11 protein-coding genes are annotated in these 24,741 nt (G+C 46.5%); 10 read left to right on the top strand and 1 reads right to left on the bottom strand.

The features are described from left to right. Nucleotides 1-23 precede the first annotated feature (23 nt). The 10 genes from BEL04_RS09205 to BEL04_RS09160 all read left to right on the top strand — a co-directional run bounded on the left by BEL04_RS09205 (nt 24) and on the right by BEL04_RS09160 (nt 22,113). The gene (locus BEL04_RS09205; protein ID WP_083227870.1) at nt 24-2,189 is read left to right on the top strand and encodes a glycoside hydrolase family 3 C-terminal domain-containing protein; all 2,166 of its coding nucleotides are present in this window, start codon (nt 24-26) and stop codon (nt 2,187-2,189) included. Nucleotides 2,190-2,258: 69 nt separating this feature from the next. Further along, nucleotides 2,259-6,368, top strand: coding sequence for a hybrid sensor histidine kinase/response regulator transcription factor (locus BEL04_RS09200; protein ID WP_066002598.1), 4,110 nt, complete (start codon nt 2,259-2,261; stop codon nt 6,366-6,368). Nucleotides 6,369-6,867: 499 nt separating this feature from the next. Beyond that, a complete protein-coding gene (locus BEL04_RS09195) occupies nt 6,868-10,077 on the top strand; it encodes a TonB-dependent receptor (RefSeq protein WP_066002595.1) in 3,210 nt (1,069 codons plus the stop codon). A gap of 17 nt (nt 10,078-10,094) precedes the next feature. Further along, nucleotides 10,095-11,732 carry a RagB/SusD family nutrient uptake outer membrane protein gene (locus tag BEL04_RS09190; protein ID WP_066002591.1) on the top strand — a complete coding sequence of 546 codons (1,638 nt, stop codon included), beginning with the start codon at nt 10,095-10,097 and terminating at the stop codon, nt 11,730-11,732. Between the two features lie 8 nt (nt 11,733-11,740). Beyond that, complete coding sequence (locus tag BEL04_RS09185) at nt 11,741-12,928, top strand: hypothetical protein (RefSeq protein ID WP_066002589.1); 1,188 nt, start codon at nt 11,741-11,743, stop codon at nt 12,926-12,928. Nucleotides 12,929-13,050: 122 nt separating this feature from the next. Next, on the top strand, nt 13,051-14,778 hold the full coding sequence (locus BEL04_RS09180; protein WP_066002588.1) for an alpha-L-arabinofuranosidase: 1,728 nt from the start codon (nt 13,051-13,053) through the stop codon (nt 14,776-14,778). A 26-nt stretch (nt 14,779-14,804) separates the two neighbouring features. Beyond that, the gene (locus BEL04_RS09175; protein WP_066002585.1) at nt 14,805-16,763 is read left to right on the top strand and encodes a sialate O-acetylesterase; all 1,959 of its coding nucleotides are present in this window, start codon (nt 14,805-14,807) and stop codon (nt 16,761-16,763) included. A gap of 53 nt (nt 16,764-16,816) precedes the next feature. After that, nucleotides 16,817-17,878, top strand: coding sequence for a glycoside hydrolase family 26 protein (locus tag BEL04_RS09170; protein ID WP_175404037.1), 1,062 nt, complete (start codon nt 16,817-16,819; stop codon nt 17,876-17,878). Nucleotides 17,879-17,897: 19 nt separating this feature from the next. Beyond that, nucleotides 17,898-20,678, top strand: coding sequence for a glycoside hydrolase family 2 (locus BEL04_RS09165; RefSeq protein ID WP_066002580.1), 2,781 nt, complete (start codon nt 17,898-17,900; stop codon nt 20,676-20,678). Between the two features lie 244 nt (nt 20,679-20,922). Beyond that, entirely contained in the window at nt 20,923-22,113 is a 1,191-nt protein-coding gene (locus BEL04_RS09160) for a DUF2264 domain-containing protein (RefSeq protein ID WP_254659547.1), read from the top strand. A 35-nt stretch (nt 22,114-22,148) separates the two neighbouring features. Here BEL04_RS09160 and BEL04_RS09155 read toward each other — a convergent pair whose 3' ends face one another. Beyond that, nucleotides 22,149-24,704, bottom strand: coding sequence for a hypothetical protein (locus BEL04_RS09155; RefSeq protein WP_066002578.1), 2,556 nt, complete (start codon nt 24,702-24,704; stop codon nt 22,149-22,151). Nucleotides 24,705-24,741: the final 37 nt, after the last annotated feature.

The following is a 24,741-nucleotide window of genomic DNA, read 5'->3' as shown; positions in this document are numbered from 1 at the left end:
CAATTAACCGATATTTACAATTTATGAGATGTATCCATACCTATATTAAAAGGGCTTTGGCCCCCTGCATAGTTTTTATAAGTCTTCAGTCTGCTTATGCGCAAACCGCGCTCGATAAAAAGATCGATGGCATTATCAAAAAAATGACGCTGAAAGAGAAGATCGCCATGCTGCATGGCAATTCTCTCTTTTCATCTGAAGGCGTAAAGAGGTTGGGTATCCCGGAACTTACTTACGATGATGGCCCGTTAGGCGTGCGCGAAGATGTAGGCCGTTTTACCTGGGGGCCGCTGAGATTAAAAACCGACTCGGCGACTTTCTTCCCGAATGGTTCGGCAGTAGCCGCAACCTGGAACCCTGTAATGGCTTATCGTTTCGGTGTAGCCATGGGGCAGGAAGCTTTGGCCCGAAAAAAGAACATTATGCTGGCACCTGCTTTCAATATTTGCCGTACCCCGCTTTGCGGACGTACATATGAATATTACTCCGAAGACCCTTTCCTGAACGCGCAACTGGCCATATCATCGGTAAAAGGTATCCAAAGCCAAAATGTAGCTGCTTGCGTTAAACACTTCGCGGTGAATAACCAGGAAACCTGGCGCGATAGCATCAACGCCGTAGTAAGTGAGCGTGCTTTACGCGAAATTTACCTGCCTGCTTTTAAAGCATCGATAGAGCAAGGTCACGCTTATACCATTATGTCGGCTTATAACCTCATTAATGGTGCGCACTGCTCGGAAAATGAGTTTCTGTTAAACAAGATCCTAAAAGGCGAATGGGGTTTTAAAGGCCTGGTGATGTCCGACTGGGGCGGAACACACAGCACAGTTGCCGCTGCCCAAAACGGCCTCGACCTGGAAATGGGATCAAGTGGCCCCTTCGAAAAATGGTACTTTGCCGATCCCTTGTACGATGCCGTAAAAGCCGGCAAGGTGAGCGAAAAGCTGATCGATGAGAAAGTGCATCGTATCCTCTGGGTGATTTACCATACCTCGCTAGTGGCACATAGGCTACCAGGCAGCATCAACACCCCGGCGCACAGCAAAGCAGTTTACGATATCGCTTCCGAATCCATCGTGCTGCTTAAAAATCAGAAACACTTGCTGCCATTAAACACATCTACGGTAAAAAGCATTGCGGTTATCGGCGATAACGCCATTCATACCTTTGCTACGGGCGGCTTTGGTGCAGGTGTAAAAGCAAAATACGAGGTTACGGCATTGCAAGGGTTAAAGAACCGCTTAGGTAAAAACATCGATATCCGTTTTGCGCAAGGCTATAAGGCTGATTATAAATTCAACTATAGCGCGGCACGCAAGCAGGAAGCCAATAAACCTAATCCGGAACTGATTGCACCGGCCGCCGAATTGGCTAAAACGAGCGATGCTGCCATCCTAATTATCGGTTCAAACCGCGAATACGAAAGTGAGGCGCACGACCGCGCGGATTTAAGTTTACCTTTCGGCGAACAGGAATTGGTGAACGCAGTTACTGCTGCCAATCCGAATACGATTATCGTTGTGATAGCCGGCGCACCTTACGATCTGAATGAGATCAAAAAAAATAACCATACCATCATCTGGTCGTGGTTTAACGGCAGCGAGGGTGGTAATGCTTTGGCGGATGTCATCACCGGTAAGGTAAACCCTTCGGGTAAACTGCCGTTCACTTTCCCGGCCAAGCTGGATGATTCGCCTGCACATGCCCTCAATACTTTCCCCGGCAAAAACCTCACTGCCGATTACAAAGAAGGCATATTGGTAGGTTACCGCTGGTTCGATACCAAAAAGATCGAGCCGCTGTATTGCTTCGGTTATGGTTTATCTTACACTAGCTTTAAATACTCGGCAATCAAAACAGACAAAAAGAGCTATAAGAACAACGAGAACATCACAACCTCACTTAGAGTAAGCAATAACGGCAAATATTCAGGTAAGGAAACCGTGCAGTTATATGTGAGCAAACTAAACCCGAAAGCCGAGAAAGCCGAAAAAGAACTGAAAGCATTTAAAAAAGTAGCTGTTAACAGAGGTAGCTCGGCGCAGGTTGCCTTAAATTTCAAAGCAGCCGACCTGGCTTATTTTGATGAAAGTGTAAAGAAATGGGTAGTAGAGCCGGGCCAATATAAAATTTCGGTGGGAGCGTCATCGCGCGATATCCGGGCCTCGGCAATTATTACCGTTGATTAATTAAACCGTCTGCAGCCTAATTGTATATTTGTTAAGCTCACCCCGTATAAACACAGCACAACCAATTATATGCGGTATAAATTACTTATCGCCCTTTCGTTAATCAGCATTGCCCTGAAAGCGCAGCAGGGGCAGTTCCAGTTTTCGCGGCTCGATGTGAACAACGGCCTGTCGCATAACTGGGTAACCTGTATTACCAAGGATAGCAAAGGCTTTATGTGGTTCGGTACCCTTTCTGGGTTGAATAAATACGATGGGTATAAGTTTAAAGTATTTAAACATTCGGTTAGCGACACCACCAGCCTGAACGACGATTTCATCGTCAGCGTATCCGAAGGCCCCGACAATAAAATGTGGGTAAAAACCCCCGAAGGATTTAATATTTACGATCCGGTAAAAGAGATTTTTATCCGCAAAACGGCCAGTTATTTAAGATCGATCAATATTCCGGATGCCAATATCACAACGGTAAAAAAAGATGGAAACGGAAATTTCTGGTTTATTCACGCTGTATATGGAGTTTACAAGTACGATAGTAAAACTAAAACTACAACACATATTGCACATATACAGGGTAACCCTAACAGTATTTGCTCCAACGCAGTGTGCGATGTATCCCTGGATGGCAAAGGCAATATATGGCTTATTTATTTTAAGGGGGAGCTCGAGTGTTTAAATCCCGAAACTAATGCGGTAATTTATCATTCGGACGTTATCAGCAATAACTATACATTTTCCAATTTACCATTCAAGCTATTTATCGATAGCAAAGATAATTTTTGGGCTTATGTGCCTACTTACTCTTCGGGGGTGTTTTACCTGAGCGCAGATAAAAAGGTATTCAAGCACATCGGTAAAGGTGAAGGACCTGATAAGTTGCGCGCCAACATTATTTCGGGTATTATACAAGATGACAAGGGCCGTATCTGGATAGCTACAGATCATGGCGGCATCAGTATTTTAGATAAAAATAGCTTTCGGTTCAACGTTTTGATGAACAAAGAAGATGATAATAAAAGCCTGAGTCAAAATAGCATTATATCTCTGTATAAGGATAATACCGGCATCGTCTGGATAGGCACCTACAAAAAAGGCATTAGTTATTACCACGAAAATATCATCAAGTTCCCGCTTTATACCCATTACCTGTCCGACCCCCAAAGCTTGCCTTTTAACGATATCAATAAATTTATCGAAGACAAATACGGTAACCTCTGGTTAGGTACCAACGGCGGCGGATTGATATATTTTGACCGAAAAACAGGAGCTTTTAAAAGTTACCTGCACGATAAAAATAATCCTAATAGCTTATCTAACAACGTGATCATAACGATGTGCCTCGATCATGATCAAAAATTATGGATAGGCACCTATTTTGGCGGGTTGGATTGTTTCGACGGTAAAACATTTATCCATTATAAGCATGATGATGCCCTGCCGGGCAGCATATCCGAAGATAGGGTATGGTCCATACTCGAAGACTCATCTCATAATTTGTGGGTAGGTACATTAGCTGGCGGGTTAAACAAATTTAATCCGCAAACGCAAACATTTATCCATTACAAAAATGACCAGCCTAACTCAATTCATTCAAATTATATCTCCGGCCTTTGCGAAGACAGGCAGAAGAACCTGTGGGTTGTTACCTATTACGGCATTGATGTATTGCTAAAAAAAACCAACACCTTTATTAATTACGTTCATAGCGATAGCAACCCTAATACGCTGATCAATAACAACAGCAACAGTGTTTTTCAAGACAGCCGCGGCCTGATGTGGATAAGTACACGCGCAGGCATAAGCATATTCAACCCGGTAACACAAAAATTTACAAACATTATTAAAGAAGATGGTTTGCCTGATAATACCCTGTTAGACTTCCAGGAGGACGATGCGCACAATATGTGGGTCAGTACGCTCAACGGTTTATCCAATATTATCGTTTCGGGGCCCACCGACGCGTTGAAATTCAGGTTTGTAAATTATAACGAAACAGATGGCTTGCAGGGCCGCGAGTTTACCATCAATGCATCATGCAAAACCAGGGCCGGCGAGTTGGTATTTGGCGGGGGTAACGGCTTTAATATTTTTAAACCGTCAGATATTCATATCAGTACCGCCCCTCCCGATCTCGTATTTACCGATTTTCAGGTTTTTAATAAAAGCCTCAAAGTTGGTGATAAAGTAAACGGGGATGTAATTTTAACCCAATCTATTACTTCATCAAAAGAGGTCACTTTAAAATACGATGAAAATGTTTTCAGCATTGAATTTGCTTCGTTAAACTATTTCAATCCCGATAAGGTAAAGCTTCAGTATAAAATGGAGGGCTTTAATAACAGATGGATAGAAGCAGATAAAACGGTTCAAAGCGCCACTTACACTAACCTTGATGCCGGGGATTATTATTTTAAAGTGCGTGCTGTTGGCGATAATGCGCCTGCACACGAACTTACCCTAACGGTACACATATTGCCGCCGTTTTGGAAAACGCCGTTTGCTTATGTGCTTTATGCCATGGCCGTTATCGGAGTTTTATTGCTGATCAGGAAACGGGGTATCCAAAAAATACGGACGCAGTTTGAATTGGAAAAAGAGCGTGAAGAAGCCAAGCGGATGCATGAGCTCGACCTGATGAAGATCAAATTCTTCACTAATGTAAGCCACGAGTTCCGTACGCCGCTGTCGCTCATTATGGCGCCGATAGATAAGGTGCTGAAGCAGATCAAAGAGACCGAGGTAAAAACCCAGCTTGAATTTGCCAATCGCAACGCCCGGCGTTTGCTTAACCTGGTTAATCAACTGCTCGATTTCCGTAAGATGGAAGTGCAGGAACTGAAGCTGCATACCGAACCGGGAGAGGTGATCGCATTTATTAAAGATATCGCCGACTCTTTCATCGATATTGCCGAGAAGAAAAACATCAGCTTTGTGTTTGATGCCGCGATAGACGAGCTAAGCTGCGAGTTCGACCGTGACAAGATCGAGCGCATTCTGTTCAACCTGCTGTCCAATGCGTTTAAGTTTACACCTGCCGGCGGGCACGTGAGTTTGCTTGTCGATACCTTAAGCAGCGACAGTCCGCTCGAATGTAACCTGCAGATCAAAGTGATCGATACCGGTATCGGTGTACCGGCAGATAAAAAGGATAAGATATTCGAAGCCTTTTTCCAAAATAATATTCCCGGTTCGATGGTCAACCAGGGTAGCGGCATAGGTTTATCGATCACCAAAGAATTTGTGCGCTTGTATAATGGTACCATTACCGTAGATAGTGAACTTAACGAAGGCAGTTGCTTTACAGTAACTCTGCCGTTGAAAACCGCAGCAGTTAAAAAGGCAGGCAAGAAACCGTCTCTACAGCAGCCGGAAATAGAGCATAAACCCACTGATGATCATCATATTGGCAAAAAACCAACAATATTGATCGTTGAAGACAATTATGATTTCAGGTTCTATATCAAGGATAATTTAAAACACGTCTTCACGATAGTTGAAGCTGCCGATGGGCGCGAGGGTTGGCAAAAAACCCTGGCGCTGCACCCTAACTTGGTAGTAAGCGATATCAGCATGCCCGAGATGGATGGCATAGAACTATGTACCAAGATCAAAAACGACCCGCGCACTACGCATATCCCGGTTATTTTATTAACTGCGTTGATAGGTGAGGACCAGCAGCTCAAAGGCCTCGAAATGGGCGCTACCGATTATCTTACCAAACCATTCAACTTCGAGATACTGTTATCCAAGATCAAAAACATCCTGGCGCAACAGGAAAACATGCGTAAAACCTACCAAAAACAGGTAGAGGTTAAACCGACCGAAGAGCTTATCGAATCGCCCGAAGAAGCTTTCCTGCAAAAGCTATTGAGGCTGATCGAGGAAAACATCAACAACCCTAACTTCTCGGTTGAGGAGTTGAGTGGCGAAATGTTTGTAAGCAGGTACACGCTCTACAAAAAAATACTGGCCTTAACGGGCAAAACCCCGAACGAGTTTATACGTCATATCCGCCTTAAGCGCGCCGCCCAGTTGCTGGAGAACGGCTACCTTACTATATCGCAGATATGCTACAAGGTTGGTTTCAAAAGTCAGAAGTATTTTGTGAAAGCATTTAAGGCCGAGTACGGCGTATCGCCCTCAAACTACATGGAAGCCAAAACCCAGGCTGAGGCTTAGTTATCTGTCTTACCCAACTGTATTCCGGTTATTATTTGCGATATTATTATGGAACCTGATGTGCGGATTTTGTTTAATAATTGCACATTTGTGCCTGCTCTTATTGTATTAAATTATTGAAAATCAAATGTTTAATCAATGTTGACATTTGTGTCCCTATTAATCCACATTTGAATACAACCCCTATAGTACTTTTATTTCGGTAAAACAATATCGCCCTGATAACAGTAAAAGCTGTGGGCCTATTATGCCAATAACCAATTATGTTGATTAAGTAACATTAATCAAAAAACGAGCCGTAAAGAATTTGATATGCGATGATCCGGGGTTTCTCTGATCGCTGTAATTGCATACTATGCCGTCTTAAGTTTTGATCGATTTAGGACATAGCCGAGGCTGAATACTGTTTATGCAACCGATTGTAAAAGCAAATAACCTATGAATAACCTGAAATAAACACGATCTACTTATTAATCCAATTACAAATCAACCAATCATTATGAGGAAAAATCTACAAAAAGCACTACTGGTGGCATTGCTGATGATCAGTTACTGCGCCGTATATGCACAGGGCGGCCCGGTAACTGTGAAAGGTACAGCGACCGATGAAAAAGGTGTGACACTGCCTGGGGTAACTGTGATGGTTAAAGATACCAAAGTGGTTACCAGTACAGATGTTAACGGCGCCTATACCATTAATGTACCGGCAGGTGGTAAGGTACTGCATTTCAGTTTTATTGGTATGACGCCCGTTGAAGTGGTAATAGGCAACAAAACCACAATTAACGTAACCTTAAAGTTAACCAGTACCACATTGAGCAATGTTGAAGTGGTGGGCATTGGTTACGGTACCCAAAAAAGGGGCGATGTGAACGGAGCCATCTCTTCGGTTACTTCCAGGGATATCCAGAATATCCCGCAGCCGAGTGTGGACCAGTTACTGCAAGGTAAAGCAGCCGGGGTAACCGTTACCGAAAACTCCGGCCAACCCGGCAGTGCTACATCCGTCCACATACGCGGGATCAGCAACTTCGGGCAGAGTGAGCCTCTGTACGTTATCGATGGTGTGGAAATAACCGGCAACGCAGCAAACGGCTACAGTGGTGGTGCACAGTTAAACAGCCCGGGTTCATCCAATATGGAAACTTCGGTGAGCCCGCTGGGGATGCTTAATCCGAACGATATCGAATCGATAGATATCTTAAAAGATGCTTCGGCAAGTGCCATCTACGGTAGCCGCGGCGCAAATGGTGTGGTGATTGTTACCACCAAACGCGGTAAAAGCGGCAGTGCCAAAATAACCTATGATGGTTTTGTAGGCTTACAGCAGCAAGGTAAATTTTTGGAAGTAGATAACCTGCAGCAATATGCCGCTTTGCAAAACCGGCTCGCAACCGCTTTTGGTATCCAGCCCCGGGGCGAATTTGCCAACCCAAGTATTTTAGGCCCGGGCACTAACTGGCAGAAAGCGATCTTCCGCACTGCTGCCGAGCAAAGCCATAACGTAGCAGTATCCGGCGGTACTGATAAGTCGGATTACTACCTGTCGACAGGTTATTTCAGGCAGGACGGTACTGTTTTAGGCTTTAACTTCGATCGTTATACCATACGCGCCGCGCTCAACTCGCAGGCAAAAGGCTGGCTCAAAATAGGCTCGACTATCGGCGCCATGCGGAGTGATCAGCAAGTTGGCCTCGGCAGTAATACAGGTATTATTTACAACGCCCTGTTAGCCGCGCCCGATGCACCGGTTTATAACGCTGATGGTACATTTGCCGGACCTGCAGTGGTTAACGGTACTATCCTCGGAGGGCCTAACCCTGTTCAGCAAGCCTTAAATATCGCTAATAATTTAACCAGGAGCGAGGTAAACGGCAACGTTTATGCCGATATAACGCTTTACAAAGGTTTGTCGCTCCACTCTGAACTTAGCGGCGATTTCAACTGGGCAAACGGCCAGACGTTTAACCCAACCTATTCTTACGGGGCAACAGGCAGTGCTCCTGCTTTCGGAAACAATACGGCCACATTAAACCGTGCCATTACCAACAGCGTTTACTGGAGTTGGAAAGAATATTTCAATTATTCGCACAGCTGGGGTAAGCACAATATATCGGCCCTGGCGGGCCGCGAAGTTTGGCAATCAAATTATGATTATATCCCGCTGTCGGGCGTTGGTTTTTCGGCCGGTAATAATGTGCAAAGCATAGCGGTTGCCAATGCGGTAGGTGCTTCTGTGAACGAAGGCAAAGGTGCCTCGGTAATGCAATCGTACCTGGGCAGGTTAATTTATACTTTTAATAACCGGTACAGCATCACAGCCAATATCCGTAGCGATCAAAGCTCAAATTTTGCCTCGGGCCACCAGATCGGGTACTTTCCCGGTGCAGCCGTTGCCTGGCGCTTATCCGAAGAACCGTTTATGGCTCCTTTAAAAGCCGTGATCGATAATATCAAGATCAGGGCCAGCTATGGTACAACCGGTAACTCAGGTGTTCCGCAATATGTGTATGGCGCGTCGCTTAAACCGGTAGCTACGGCATTTGGCACAGGCTTCATCATCAACAACGTTGCCAACCCTAACCTTACCTGGGCCACAGCCATCCAAAAAGATGCAGGTATTGATTTTAGTTTGTTTAACGGCCGCATCGATGCCGTTGCCGATTACTATATCAAATCATCAAAAAACTTCCTGTTCCAGCAACCTTTGCCTTATTTCCTCTTGGGCGGGCCCAACGAGTACGGCGACAATCCGGCCGGTATCGCACCGCCTTATATCAACGCAGGTAATATCGAGAATAAAGGTTTCGAGTTTACTATCAACACCCATAATATAGTCACAAACGATTTTAAATGGAACAGCACAATCACGTTTTCGCATTATGTGAATACGGTAACCTCGTTAAACGGTGCACCGGCTATCAACGAAACCGTAGGTACAGCCTATGTTAGCTTACCAGTTACCCGGACGGTTGTAGGCCAGCCTGTTGGAGAATTTTACGGATATAAAGTGCAGGGCGTGGTAAAAACACAGGCGCAACTGGCTTACCTGGCTACCCATCCTCAAAATGTTACCGGCACCTCGCCGCAGATAGTGAGCAACACACTGGGTAATACCATCTGGCTGGGCGATTTGCAATATGTTGATACCAATAACGATGGTCAGGTCGACTCGAAGGACCAGGTTCCGCTCGGCAATCCTAACCCTACATTCACTTATGGCTTTACCAATAATTTCACCTATAAAGACTTCGACCTGTCGATATTTATTTATGGTTCCTATGGTGGTAAGATACTGGATGTACTGGAATACCAGACAGCCGGGTTATCAGGATTGTACCAGAACCAGTTAGCATCTACAGCCAACTTCTGGACACCCTCTAACCCCGATTCAAATGTACCGGCCCCGCGCGGCGGTTTGGGTAACCCAAACCTGGTCATGTCTGACAGGTTTTTAGAAAGCGCTTCTTTCGTGCGCTTACAAAATGTCCGCCTGGGATACAATATGCCTGCCCGATGGGCAAAATATGTTGCCATGACGAATTTGAAGGTATATGTAAGCGGTCAGAATTTACTGGTAATTACCAAATATCCCGGCCTCGACCCCGAAATCGGATCGTTCAACCAAAACCCGCTGTTAATGAACCTGGATATGGGCAGGTACCCATCGCCGCGCATTTTTACGGTAGGCCTTAATGCACAGTTTTAACTTTTAAAGAGATTGACATGAAAAGACATATAAAAAATATAACAGCAGGTATAGCAACTATAGCAACTATCGTTATCAGTGGCTGTTCGAAAGACTTTTTTAACCGCCCGCCCGAAGCCGGTATCACTGTCGGTAATTATTATCAAACCGTATCGCAGGTTCAGGCCAGTACCAACGGCTTATATGGGTCGCCGTGGTTTGGCTGGAACAATAAGGTTGGATGGGCAATTACCGAACTGGCGGGGGGGAACGCTTTTACTTACTCGTCTGACGTTAGCGCTTTCAACGACTGGTCGGCGCCAAACGGTAACCCCGAAATACTGGCCGCATGGGATTCGCCATTCACCGTTATAGCGCAATGTAACGGATTGATCAATAATATGGCCTCAAGTATACCCGGTGTGCCACAGGCTACCGTTAATAATGCTTTGGGCGAAGCGCACTTGATGCGGGCCGTGGCTTACTTTTACCTGGTACGTGTTTTTGGTAACGTGCCGATAGTTGAAAACCCGCTGGATGACATCGCCAATTTTCAACATGTGCCAACCAACTACATCTCAGATGTATATACCTTCATGATCAAGGACCTGCAATTTGCCGAGGCTAACTGCTCGGCAGGTACGGCAGGTACCGGTCATGGCGACAGCGGTTCGGCATCGGCAATGCTGGCCAAAGTGTACTTGTACATGCAGGATTACGTGAACGCCCAGAAAGAAGCCGAAAAGGTGATTAACAGCGGTGAGTTTTCATTGTTGCCGGTTTACGAAAACCTGTTCCAGACAGCTTTCAATAACAATAAGGAGAGCATATTGGCCATGCAATGGATATATAACGGCGGGTACGATTATGGAAACTCTATTCAGGCATCATGGGCCTATAACAGCACCATTACCGGTACAGGCGATGGTTATGCCGAGATCGGCCCGACAATCGACCTGCAAAATGCTTTCAAAACCGAGGGCGGCGATACTATCCGCAGGCATGCTACCATTATGCTCCCGGGTAGTAAATATCCCGATCTTTTGGCAGCATCCGGCGGTTATACTTTCCCTGCAAACGGAAGTGCACAGAATGAGAATGCCGCTGCAAAAAAATATGTAATAGGCACACCGGCCGACAATGGCGGTAAAAGCGCTGCACAAGCCGGCGGTAACAATACCTACATTATGCGCTATTCGGATGTGTTGCTGATTGAAGCCGAGGCGATATTAGGCCAGGCAGCGCACGTAACACCCGGTACCGGTATACCGTTAACAGCATCGACATCAGATCCGAAAGCTCTGACCTATTTTAATATGGTCAGGACCCGGGTTGGCGTACCTGCAGTTACATCGTTTACCTACCAGCAGTTGCTGCTCGAAAGGCGCCTTGAGTTTGCCCTCGAACAGGATTTTTGGTTTGACCTGTGCCGCCTGGATGGCTTTCAACCTTCGGGGTCGGCAACTTTCCCTACCCATCACCCTGTAGGCATTTCGGTTATCAGTCAACAGGAGAGAGGTACTTACAGCGCCGCAGCTAACGCAAACCCCGCACCAGTTATTTATTCGAGAAAGCTGACGCCCATTGACGCGAACTTCTTCTTCCCGGTACCGGTTTCAGAATCAACTACCGACCCGAACCTGGTAGCGGCACCTGTTCATTACGTATTCAAATAAAAACACATATGAAAAAGATATATAAATTCAATGCTTATCTTTTGCTGGCGATCATGCTGGTGACAGGTTTATTCTCGTGCTCAAAAAAGAACGATTACCTGGGTTTTACGCCAGGCACCGGTACGCCAACCATTACCGGAGTGCATACTATATATAAAAGTGTTGTCGATTCAACGGCAACTACCTCCTCGACTACTTATAATTCGAGCGGTGTGCCTGTCACCACTGTAACTCATAACTACAACCCGCAATTGGTGCCGTTCGATTCGTTGGTAGTTTCGGGCAAGGGCGGCAGCCAGTTCCGTATCGCGGGTACCAACCTGGGCAGCACTATCGGCGTAACTTTTAATGGTGTTGCAGCCTATTTTAACCCGGCTTTATTATCGGATAACAGCATCATCGTTACCCTGCCGACAACGGCACCATTTGGCCCAGCCCAGGCAGCAAAACTTACCGTGACAACTTTGTATGGCAGTGTCGACTACAAATTCACAGTAGTGCAGCCTCCGCCAAGTATAACATCGTTTACACCGGTAGCCGCTTCGCCTGGCGATACTATCTACATCAGCGGTACTGTTTTCGACAACGCCACATCAGTTAAATTCGGTACCGTATCTGCACAGATTGTAGGTAACACCAGCACCTTGCTCAAAGTGCTTTTACCAACAGGTGTAGTACAAGCTTTTATTACGATTACCACCGCGGGCGGCACAACCACATCGGCCAACTCATTCGGGTATAAATATCTCGTTTTTGATGATGCATTGACCACGGGCTGGGGCGGTAACGGCGGAGGGTACAGCGGCTATACCAGTACCATCAATTTTGCCAATACATCACCTACCGAGCGCGGATCCAAATCCATCGCGGTAACCTTCCAGGGCTCATATGGCGCCTTGCAGATTGGCTACGGCGGATCTGCTGCGCCGAATGTCACTACCCTGGGCTTAAAGTCAATCAAGTTTTTTGTATACGGCGGCAGCGGCATAAAAACAGGAGACAAATTGCAGGTGGTAATTAACGGCAATTACAACGGTACTACTGTAGCGATGACGGCCGGAGCATGGGTAAGTTGTACTGTTCCGTTAAGCTCATTGATGACCAACGTATCAGGTACCATAACCGAGGTAGTATTACAATCGCAGGGCAGCGCGGTGCCGAGCACCATTTATGTCGACGATCTTGGGTTTATTTAGTGTTAATTTATAGTTGGTTTGAGGTGCCATATCGGTGCTGGCTTTTGGGCCGCATGATATGGCACTCTTTTTAACAACGTAGTCCACCGGGAAATTTAAATTCCCGTCGGCAAATAAAACCTATGAACAAAATAGCAATGGGACTCATGTTTGCGATAAGCTTTGTAGCGATACAAGCCTGTAAAAAAAATGGCAGTTCATCGATGCCGACAGATACAGTTACCAACCGCAACCCGGTTATCACGGCTCCAAATATCCCGGTAACGGCTAAAACCCAGGGCTTCTTTTTAGATGACTGGCAGCCTAAAACATTTACCGTTCCGGCAAGTACAACTATTCCGTCGGCACCATCTGCAGCAGCAGGGGTTATAGTTACGGTCGATGTGAGCCAGGTTTTAACCAAAGTGAGCAAATACCTGTTCGGTAACAATACCAATCCGTACATGGGCCAATATGTTACCGAACCCGTTTTGATGGATTATCTCACCAAACTATCGCCCAATATTTTGCGCTTCCCCGGCGGAAGTTTATCTGATGTATACTTCTGGAACTCGGCCACGCAAAAACCTGCAGATGTGCCCGATTCGCTGTTCGACAGTAACGGAAAGCTCTCAAAAAATCAATACTGGTTCGGACAGGATAACTCGTCGTGGACGTTTTCGCTCGATAATTATTACAAGGTTTTGCAACAAACCAACAGCACTGGCAGTATATGTGTAAATTATGGATACGCCCGATATGGCACCGGCGCCCATCCCGACCAGATAGCGGCGCACCTTGCCGCCGACTGGGTACGGTACGATAAAGGGCGCACAAAGTTTTGGGAAATAGGCAACGAAAATTACGGCAACTGGGAGGCTGGCTACAAGATAGATACTAAAAAGAATAAAGACGGGCAACCGCAGATCATGACAGGTGATTTGTGTGGCAGGCATTTTAAAGTATTTGCCGATTCGATGCGTAAGGCCGCAGCCGAAGTAGGCGCGACGATCAAAATCGGCGGTACGCTGTATGAAGCTGCTACATCATATGATGCTACACAAAGCGCCTGGGATGCCGGTTTTTTGGCACAGGCCGGCAGCACGGCCGATTATTTTATTGTGCACAACTATTATACCCCGTACCAGGATAATTCGTCTGTTGATGTGATATTGAACACAGCCATTACCAACACCCGATCGGTAATGGATTATATGAATACGCTGGCCCAGACTCCGGGTGTGGGTAGTAAACCTATCGCTCTTACCGAATGGAACATCAACGCCGAGGGTTCGATGCAAAAGGTATCGAACATTGCGGGCATTCATGCGGTTATGGTACTGGGCGAATTATTAAAAAACAAATATGGCATGGCCAGTCGCTGGGATTTGGCTAATGGTTGGAGCAATGGCAACGACCACGGTCTGTTCAATATCGGCGACGAACCCGGCGCATCCAAATGGAACGCCCGGCCCGCATTTTACTATATGTATTACTTCCAAAAGTTTTTTGGCGACCAGATGGTTAGCTCATCGGTGCAAGGCAGCAGCGATGTGTTAAGCTATGCTTCATCCTTTTCATCGGGCCAGGCCGGGGTTGTACTGGTAAACAAAAGCAGCACCGATCATATCGTGAGTGTTAATATAAAAAATTACGCGGCGGGCAGCAATTTTTATTATTACACTTTAACGGGCGGGAGCGATGGCACCTTTTCGCGCAAGGTATTGGTTAACGGCAGCGGGCCGTCCGGTGTATCCGGCGGGCCTGCCAATTACGATACTCTGCCTGTCAATATGGGTTCGGTACAGAGCGGTATTGTAGTAGATGTACCGCCGCGCGGCGTAGTTTTTTTAGTTGCCGATAGAAGATAAGCTTTTACTTACTATCTTGATTAAACATGAATAAGTATATTGTTTTAATGATCGTCATCTGCAGCGCTTTAATAAGCCAGGCAGCCATCAGGTTACCCGCCCTGGTTGGTGATCATATGGTTCTGCAGCGCGATAAGCTCATTAACGTTTGGGGCTATGCCAAACCCGGAGAGACTGTTACGATCACCTTTGTGGGAAAGGCTTATAACGTCGCTACCGGAGCTGACGGCCATTGGAACACAAAATTACAGCCGATGAAAGCCGGCGGCCCATACCAGATGATATTGAAAGGCGAGAATACCATCACCCTGAACGATATTTTAATAGGCGATGTATGGATATGCTCCGGGCAATCGAACATGGAGTTTAACCTGCGCCAGGCAAAAAACGCCGAGGAGGAAATTAAAAATGCCAGTTACCCGCAGATCAGGCTGTTCAGCGTTAATAAAAGCATCGACCTTACGCCCCTGGATGATACACGGGGCAACTGGTCGGTATGTACCAGCAATTCGGCGCAATATTTCCCGGCAATAGGTTATTTCTTCGCGAGGGATATTCAACGCGATGTTAAGATCCCGGTCGGCCTTATCAATGCCAGTTGGGGCGGCACCGTGATCGAAAGCTGGATCAGTAAAGAAGGACTTGCCGGCGAACCAACCTTCGGTGAAAAATCACAGCAGGTGGCAAATTTTGATACGGCAGTGTATAACAAAGAGCACCGCAAGGCCCATGCCGATTGGGTGACAAATTTCAATAAACAGGATAAAGGTTTTGCCGATGGGCAGTATGCCTGGGCCAAAACAACCGATCTGTCAGATTGGAGACCCATCAATCTGCCTACCATCTGGGGCTTTACCGGTAAACCCGATCTGTGGGAACTGAGTGGTGTGGTATGGTTTAAAAAAAAGATAAACCTTAGCAAGTCTGATCTGCAAAATAGTGCTGCTTTAAGTTTGGGCTGGATCATGAATGCCGATGAAGCGTTTGTAAACGGCGTTAAGATTGGTAGTACCGGGGATAAATGGGGCTACAAACGCCTGTACATGGTGCCGGCAAATATTTTAAAAGAAGGAGAAAATACTATCACCGTCAGGGTTGAAAACTACGGCGGCGATGGCGGCTTTATGGATAATGGCCAGAGCTTTTACCTGAAAGCAGCAGCCAGTACCATCAACCTTGCCGGTGAGTGGCAATATAAGATAGGCTATAAGCTTACGGGGAACGATCGCCCCGAAAAGGAAATAAGCCCCAATACCTTACCTACCCTGATGTACAATACCATGATCAGTCCGCTAACCAATTTAAGTATCAAGGGCGTGTTGTGGTACCAGGGCGAATCGAATTGGTTTAGGGCTTACCAATATCGGGAGCTTTTTCCAAGGATGATAGCCGACTGGCGTTCGAAATTTAACCAGGGCGATTTTCCGTTTTTGTACGTGCAATTGGCAGGCTATCATCACCCGCAAAAGCAACCCGAAGGAAGCTATTGGGCCGAGGTTCGCGAAGCGCAGGACAAAACCCTGAGTGTTAAAAACACTGGTATGGTAACCGCTTTTGATGTCGGGGATTCGTCAAACGTGCACCCTAAAAATAAGCAGGAAGTTGCACGCAGGCTGGTATTGTTAGCCGAAAAAAATGTTTACGGCCTGCCGGTTAAAGCCGATGCGCCGCGATACCGTTCTTTTGAAATAAAAGATAATTCTGTTATCATTAAACTGGCAAATCCGGTAGGCGGATTGACGGCAGCAAAAAAAATTGGCGGCTTCGGGATCGCAGGCGATGACCATAATTTTTACTGGGCAGATGCGGAAATATTGAGCGATACGCAGATTAAGGTATCTTCGCTATTGGTACCACGCCCGGTGGCTGTACGTTATGCCTGGGAAGATGACCCTGCCGGTGCCAATGTTTACAACAGCATCGGCTTGCCGCTGTTCCCTTTCAGGACGGATAACTGGAAAGGTTTAACTGACGATAATAAGTAATACTGATGCGAATTAAAATAGGGTTGGTTTTATTGGCGGTAATATTTTGCAGCATGGCGAACACGAGAGTTTATAACCCATGCGATAAGGACGCGACTGCCGAAACCCGGTGGCTGTACTCGAGTATGCAAAGGCTAATCGGGGCGGGGGTGATCTTTGGCCATCACGACGACCTGGCCTACGGTGTAGGCTGGCGTGGCGACGCCGGCCGGTCGGATGTGAAGAGCGTCACCGGCTCATATCCTGCTTTGTACGGATGGGACGCATCGGGCATCGAACTGGGGCATGACAAGGATATCAATGGCATACCTTTTGAAACACAACGACAATATATTGAAGATGTGTACAATCGCGGCGGCATCAATACCTTTTGCTGGCATCTCAACAACCCGGTAAACGGTAAAACAGCCTGGGATACTACAAAAAATACAGTCGGCCAGTTGTTGCCCGGTGGAGCTTGCCACCACGATTGGATTGATCGCCTGGATAAGTTAGCTGCTTATTTAAAAACTTTGAAAGGTAAGGACGGAGAGCCGATACCCATCTTGTTCAGACCGTTTCACGAATTAACAGGCAGTTGGTTTTGGTGGGGAAAGGACGAATGTAATCCCGAAGATTTTAAGGCCCTCTGGAGGTTCACGGTAAACTATCTGCGCGATAAAAAGAAATTACATAACTTGTTGATCGTATATTCGGTAGGGGATAACTTCCGGAACGAGGCTGATTTTATGGAACGCTATCCCGGCGACGACTACGTGGATGTGGTTGGTTTTGATACCTATTGCGGTAATGATATCACGCAGTTTAAAATTACATTGAATCTGCAACTGGCCATTACACAAAAAATGACAGCGCAACACCACAAACTGGCAGCTATCGCCGAGACCGGTTACGAAGGCATCCCCAGAAGCGACTGGTGGACGAACGACCTGATGCCTGTGGTATCAAAATACCCCATATCCTATATGATGCTTTGGCGAAATGGTAATCCCAATCATTATTATGTACCCTATCCCGGCCAGAATAGCGAAGCAGATTTTAAGGCAATGGCCGACAGCTATCGAACTATGTTTCAAAACCGGATAACGCGGTTGAGTATCTATGGCAATAAATAAACCTAACAATTTAAAGAGTATGACTTTTAATCTCCGTACCATATCAGGTTCATTAATCCTTTCACTGCTGGTTTTTTGCAGCAGTGCCCAGGTTAAACAGGTTAAGTTAACTAAGTTCGGCCTGCAGTCATCGGCGCTGGTAGGCAATTCGGGCGAGGAATTATCATCAACTCAATATCATTCAACCCAGCATTGGTACCCGGTAAAAGTACCATCGACTGTGTTAACCGGCCTGGTTGCCAGCAAGGTGTACCCCGACCCTTACCAGGCACTCAACAATATGCGCATACCCGATGCAAGCGACGAGTTTAACAAGCAGTACGATCTCGAAAAGTACAGCCACCTGCCAGGCGAGCCTAACCCATGGAAAAAACCTTACTGGTACCGCACCACATTTGCTGTGCCTGCGGGTGATAAAGGCAAAATATTTCAGCTGATATTTAAAGGCATCAACTACCGGGCTGCGGTTTGGGTTAACGGTCATCAGATTGCCGGCCGCGATCAGATGGCCGGCATGTTTGCCGAGTATAGTTTAGATATAACCAAACAGATTAAGGCCGGTGCCGAAAATGCACTGGCGGTAGAAATATACCCGCTTGACTATCCCGGTTTACCCGATACAGAACAGCTGAAGGCCTTAGGGCCATTCTTTTTAAACGGTGGCCCTACCGGCGATATCGGTAAAAATGTAACCATGTTGTGCTCTGTTGGCTGGGACTGGATGCCACCCGTACGCGACCGAAACATGGGCATCTGGCAACCGGTTTTTCTGCGTACTACAGGCGCCGTGACTATCGGCCATCCGCAATTAAAAACAGATCTGCCCAATTTGCCCAAAAACGATGTGGCTAAACTTTCGCTGAATTTAATGCTGAACAACCATGCGGAAGCGGCACAAAACGGTAAATTGAAAGTGAGTATCGCACCTGAAAACTTTAGCGGCGCTACGCCCATCACCTTCGAAAAAAATGTGAGTGTGGGAGCCGTTGCATCGACAACTGTCGATCTCGATGCCAATAGCATTAAACAATTAACTATCAATGCGCCCCATTTATGGTGGCCAAATAATTATGGAAGAGCTAATTTGTACCGAATAAGGCTGCAATATATTAATGCTTCGGGTGTTAGCGATGATACTTCGTTCGTGTTCGGTATACGTACCACAACAACCAGTGCGGTAACTACTGCTAACGGCTTCGTTCGCCGCGATTTTTTTGTGAATGGCAAAAAAGTGCATTTGGTTGGCGGCGCCTGGGTGCCTGATATGATGGTTAACCGCGATTCAACCCGTTTTGACCGCGAACTGCACCTGTGCCGCAACGCCAATGTTAACCTGGTACGCATTTGGGGCGGCGGCGTAACACCGCCGGATGCTTTTTTTAATGCTGCCGACAAGTATGGCCTCATGGTATGGTCGGATTTTTGGGTTACCGGCGATACCCAGGGCGAGTTTAAAGGTTCGCCCGACTGGCCGTTGGAAAGTAATGTGTTTGTGCGTAATGTTGTAAGCACTATTTACCGCATCCGTAATCATCCGAGCCTGCTGGTTTGGACCGGCGGTAACGAGGGCCATGCCCGTAAAGAGTTGTTCGATGCGATGCGAAACAACATCATCGAACTGGATGGTACCCGGCCATTTATCCCAAGCTCATCAGGCTATGCCAAGCTGACCGAAGGCTGGAAAGGCTCGTGGCCCGATGATAAACCATCGGGAGTGTACAGCGGCGGCCCGTACGAGTGGCACGACCCGCACGATTATTACAAATTGGCCGATGCTGCTAAGGATTGGGTATTTAAAGATGAAACCGGCTTGCCATCGCAACCGCCATATACAACTATGGCGCGTATCATAAATGATCCTGCCTGGGATAAGAGCCTGCCTTTCCCGCTCAATAATACCTGGGGCTACCACGACGCCTGTACCGGTGCCGGGCGGTATGACAAGTATTATAGCCAGATGGTACGGCGCTACGGTAAACCCGAAAGCGAAGAGGATTTCGCTAACAAAATGCAATTACTGAATGCGATAGGTTACCAGGGAATATTCGAGGCGGCAAATCACAAACTGAATGAAACAGGTGGTGTAATGCTGTGGAAATTGAATGCGGCTTTCCCGAGTGTAATATGGCAGGTGTATGACTGGTACCTCGAACCCAATGCCGGCTATTACTTTATGCAAAACGCCTGCGAGCAGGTGCATGCGCAATTGAATTTGAACGACAGCACCGTAGCTGTAGTTAACCGCACGCATAATGCAACCGGGCCGTTGACGGTTAAAACACAGATATTCGACCTGAATGCTAAACAACTATTCACTCAAACAGCCAAAATTTCGCTAAATGATGCAGGGGTTAAAGAGCAGGTAAAGCTGTCGCCAACCCTAAAAAATACAAACGGCGTAAGTTTTGTGATCCTGAACGTGAAAGATGCATCGGGTAAAGCGGTATCGCATAACGCTTACTGGCTGGCGCCGGATACTGATTACACCTCTTTAAAAAATATGCCTAAAGCACAGTTGAAACTAACCGTGGGCAAAGGCGAAAAAGTGGGAAGCGATAAGAAATACAGTATGCAAATCACCAACAATTCAAACCAGGTAGCATTTTTTGTACGGCCGCAATTGATGAGCAACGGCGATGAAGTGATGCCATCGTACTGGTCGGCTAACTATTTTACGCTCGCTCCGCACGAAAGTATCAGCGTTAACGTAAGTGCACCATTGAGTAAACTTGGGAAGAAAGCGTTTATATCGCTAAGCGGATGGAACAGCGTAATGCAGCATATGGCTTTGCTTCAGTAAGTATCAGGTGGCAGCCATGGGCTGAAAAATCGTTGATCTGACAATTGTAAATATATTTTAAATTAGCCATAGATTGGTTAGGTTTGAATCAGTCAATTAATTACTAACCTGATCAGTTTACGTCTTGCATTCAGAAACAATTCCCTTATCGGCTAAGTGTGCACTTTTTGAAAGTCGCTACACGCCTTATTTGTTTATAGTCAGCAGGAAAGTTGCTGTTATAAGTTTTACGTTGTTTCTCGCTTTGAGCGGAACTGCGCGCGCACAAAATACCCCTGGCAGCGCCGACCGTAAAACCTGGCTGATGTATATGGATAAAATTGCACGGCCGGTGATGATGAATCTTGCCGGCAATACCCTGAAAGCCAATATGCCTGTTGAGTTTTCGCCCAGGATTGATAACAGAGAAAGCAGGGCGAAGGTTGCCTACCTGGAAGCTTTCGGCCGAACCTTGTGCGGATTAGCGCCGTGGCTCGAGGCAGAGGGGGGCAACGCCGAAGAGGTGAAATTACGCGATCAATACCGGGAGTGGGCGTTAAAAGCCATTGCCAATGCGGTAAACCCCGAAGCAAAAGATTTTTTACAATGGACAGGCGGCCAGCCCTTGGTAGATGGCTCGTTTGTTGCGCTGGCCTTGATCCGGTCGCCCTGGTTATGGCAACATCTGGATACTGAAGTGCAGCAACAGGTCATCACGCAGTTTAAAGCTACACGCGCAACTGTCCCAGGCTATAGCAACTGGTTGTTGTTCAGTGGAATGATCGAGGCGTTCTTTTGCAAATACAATCTCGATTATGATCCCGTACGGCTGGATTTTGGTATCAAAGAGTTTACCAAACACTGGTATGTAGGCGATGGGATGTTTTCGGATGGGATGGAATTTCATTACGACTATTACAACAGCATCGTTATTCATCCCAATCTCAACACTATTATCGAGGTGATGAGCACCAAGAAGGGTAGCTATGCTAAGGAGTCGGCAGCGCTTGCTCCGATAAGTAAACGTTATGCGCAGATATTGGAGCGGCTCATCAATACGGATGGCAGTTACCCGGTAACGGGGCGCTCGGTAGTATACCGGGGCGGCGTTTTTCATCACCTGGCTTATATGGCTTACAAACAGCAATTGCCGCCGAGCCTCAAACCTGCGCAAATACGATGCGCTTTAACTGCGGTAATTAAAAAGACGCTCGAATCGCCTGCAACTTTTAACGATAAGGGTTGGTTAAATATGGGTATTTACGGCAACCAGCCCAACCTGGCCGATGCCTATATCACAACCGGCAGTCTGTATATCTGTATGGATATTTTTTTACCGTTGGCTCTACCCGAAACGGATGAGTTTTGGAGCGGTGCGTCATTGCCATGGTCGTCGGTAAAAATATGGACCGGCCAGGAAGCCGAACCGGACCATGCTATGGACTCGAAATTTTAAATTGACATACTGCTCCAAATTATAACAGCCCGTTATTAAAACCTGAACCCTATCGAGTAATAAGTTAAGTAGCCCTCAGTGCCCTGACCGGCAACCGCCGTTAAAATGAACGAGTGGTAAGGGGTAAGGTAAATACCACCGCCATACGCATCGTGGATAGTGTGTGATGACTCGCCGTTTAACCAAACCCGGCCTACATCATTATACAGTATCAAACCCAGTGCAGATGAGAACAAATAAGCATTAAAATCGCACACTTTTAATCTTAACTCGAGGTTATTATACAGCATACTATTACCTATAAAACGGCTTGTATGGTAACCCTGCAAACTTGGCCCGCCCAGGTTCATCATCTGGAAAAACTCGCCGCCGCCAATAAAGGTACCTCCGCCCGTTCTGTCGGCAATCACAATGGCCGAATCTTTTACCGGGATAAAAAAGCTAAAGGTCGATAGGATAGCCCCGTTGGTTTTGTTATTAACGTTCAAAGCGGTTAGGCCGGTAATATTGGTTTTCCAGAGAACTCCGCTGCTGGTAAATTTAGCGTTGTTGCGGGTATCGAATATGGCGCCTCCAGCAACACCGGCATAATACTTGGTTGAGAACAGGTTAAGCTCGGGGTGCGACTGGTTATACTCAGAAAAAAAGTGAGTACCGTTGTTTGATGCCCAACTGCTATAATATTGGCCCGCAACGCCAGCGCTCAGCTGCCATTTGCCGTATTGATGTGCCAAACGGATATCGGCATTGGTAAAATCATAACGGTTGCGGTAATAATCAAAGGTTTTGTCGCCCGCATCTACAAACTCGCCAATGTTGCCCAGGCCAAAAAAGTTGTTAACGTTCTTCGGCCCACGCTCCATAATGTTTACCTGCAGGTCGTTATTACCAACAACCTTCTTAAAATCGCCCTTATAAGTTATGATGAATGATTGCTTGGCGAGCGTGTAACTTACCTTTAACTCTTGCTTGCTCACATAAGGCGCATCTTTAAAACCATGCTTTTCGGCATGGATGCCGCCGATGAGCAATACGCCATCTTCCGGGCTGTAACCTAAACTGATCAACGGCGAAAAATGATCGGACTTATGTACCGGCGTATCGTAGCTGTTGATGGTCGAATCGGCAGAGGTGCGGATATGCACGAACGACGATGACGGGAGTTTGTTTTTTTGATCGGAGCGATCGTAAATAAATAGTTTACCCCGGCTGTCCAATGTGTTGCTTATTTTGTAAGTATCTTCATCATTACCACCGATCATCCGCACTTTAACGGGCAGGGGGTGGCTGCCGGTCACATCAAAACTATTCTTTCCATCTAAACCATATAAGCGGATCTCTTTGGTTATTTCGGGATCGAAGGTGCGCTGATAGATCACCTTGCCCACGCTGTCTTTTTTTACCTTATTGATCGTAACAATCACCCGGCCACTATCGGTTGAATTTATCGTGAACTTTTCATTTTTATCCGACGCAGGTATATCCACAGTTTTTGCTAAAAAGCGGTAGTACTCAAAAGCATCTTTACCGATATTGTTTCGCCTTTGTATTAAGGTCCCGGTAATTTTCTGACCGGTAAGCCGGTAAGCATCAGCTGGCATTAATTTCACGGCGCCTGCTATCACATCGTCTGTTAGTTTATTTCGTATGTAGTCAATTTCTGTTTGCCAGTCGTCCCAGCTTAACTGGTTTAAAAAATACAGATCGAAAGAAATGTTGTTACTGTTCCAGCCCGATATATTCTTAATATGATCTTTTAAAGGGGATAGTTTAGGCTCAAAAAGTGTAATGATCGATGGCATTACGCCGTCGGTTGTATAAAAAACTTTATCGCGGTCGCGGGGGATAGGTTCATAGAGATCTTTCGTTGTATCACCTTCTTTTTCCCAGCGCCACTGGCCCTCGTGCCTGTCCCAGTCGCCCATAATCATATCCAGCAAACGGGCGCGCAGCAACAGATGCTGATCGGCTTTGTTGTCGTTGTCCTTTTGCAGTTTTTCCTGCAATTTTTCAGTTTTGATAGCTTTCGACCCATCAAGCGGATTGTGTTCTTCAAATAAATAAACCTGGTTGCCAAATTCCTTACGGTATTTACCAAGATTATCCCCATCGGGCAGGTAAACGAGCGAAGGATGGTTATGCGGGATGCCAAGCGCCTCTTCCATCGGCGGGACGCACAATGCCGAAAATGGGTGCGATGTGGACACCTCATCCTGCAAAAAAGCGGTAACGATGGTGTGGTTATAGTATTTAGGCAGGGAGCGCGAAGTGGTTTTATTTACCGATCGCAATACCCATTCCTGCCCGGTAGAATCGACCAGGTCTAACGAACTCGTCTGGTTACCGCCGCCTTTCCCGGTTATCTTCAATCCGTCTTTTTCGGTCTCGAGATGGAAAACCTTTAGCTTTACAGGCATGGCCCATAACTGGCGGTAGTTTTTACCTAACAGCCACCGGTGAAAGCCACTAACCCGGTTGTATTGCGGATGAACAGCCACGGTAATGCTATCGTTTGCAGGACGGTTCTGGGCCAGGGAACTGGTAGCTAAAACTGCTAAAGAACAATATATAAGTAGTTGTTTATAAGTCATATACGGTAGATGTTTACTCAGGATCGCCCTGATATAT

The sequence above is a fragment of the Mucilaginibacter sp. PPCGB 2223 genome (assembly GCF_001705515.1).
Classification (GTDB): domain Bacteria; phylum Bacteroidota; class Bacteroidia; order Sphingobacteriales; family Sphingobacteriaceae; genus Mucilaginibacter.
This window is presented reverse-complemented; position numbering and strand designations above follow the sequence as displayed.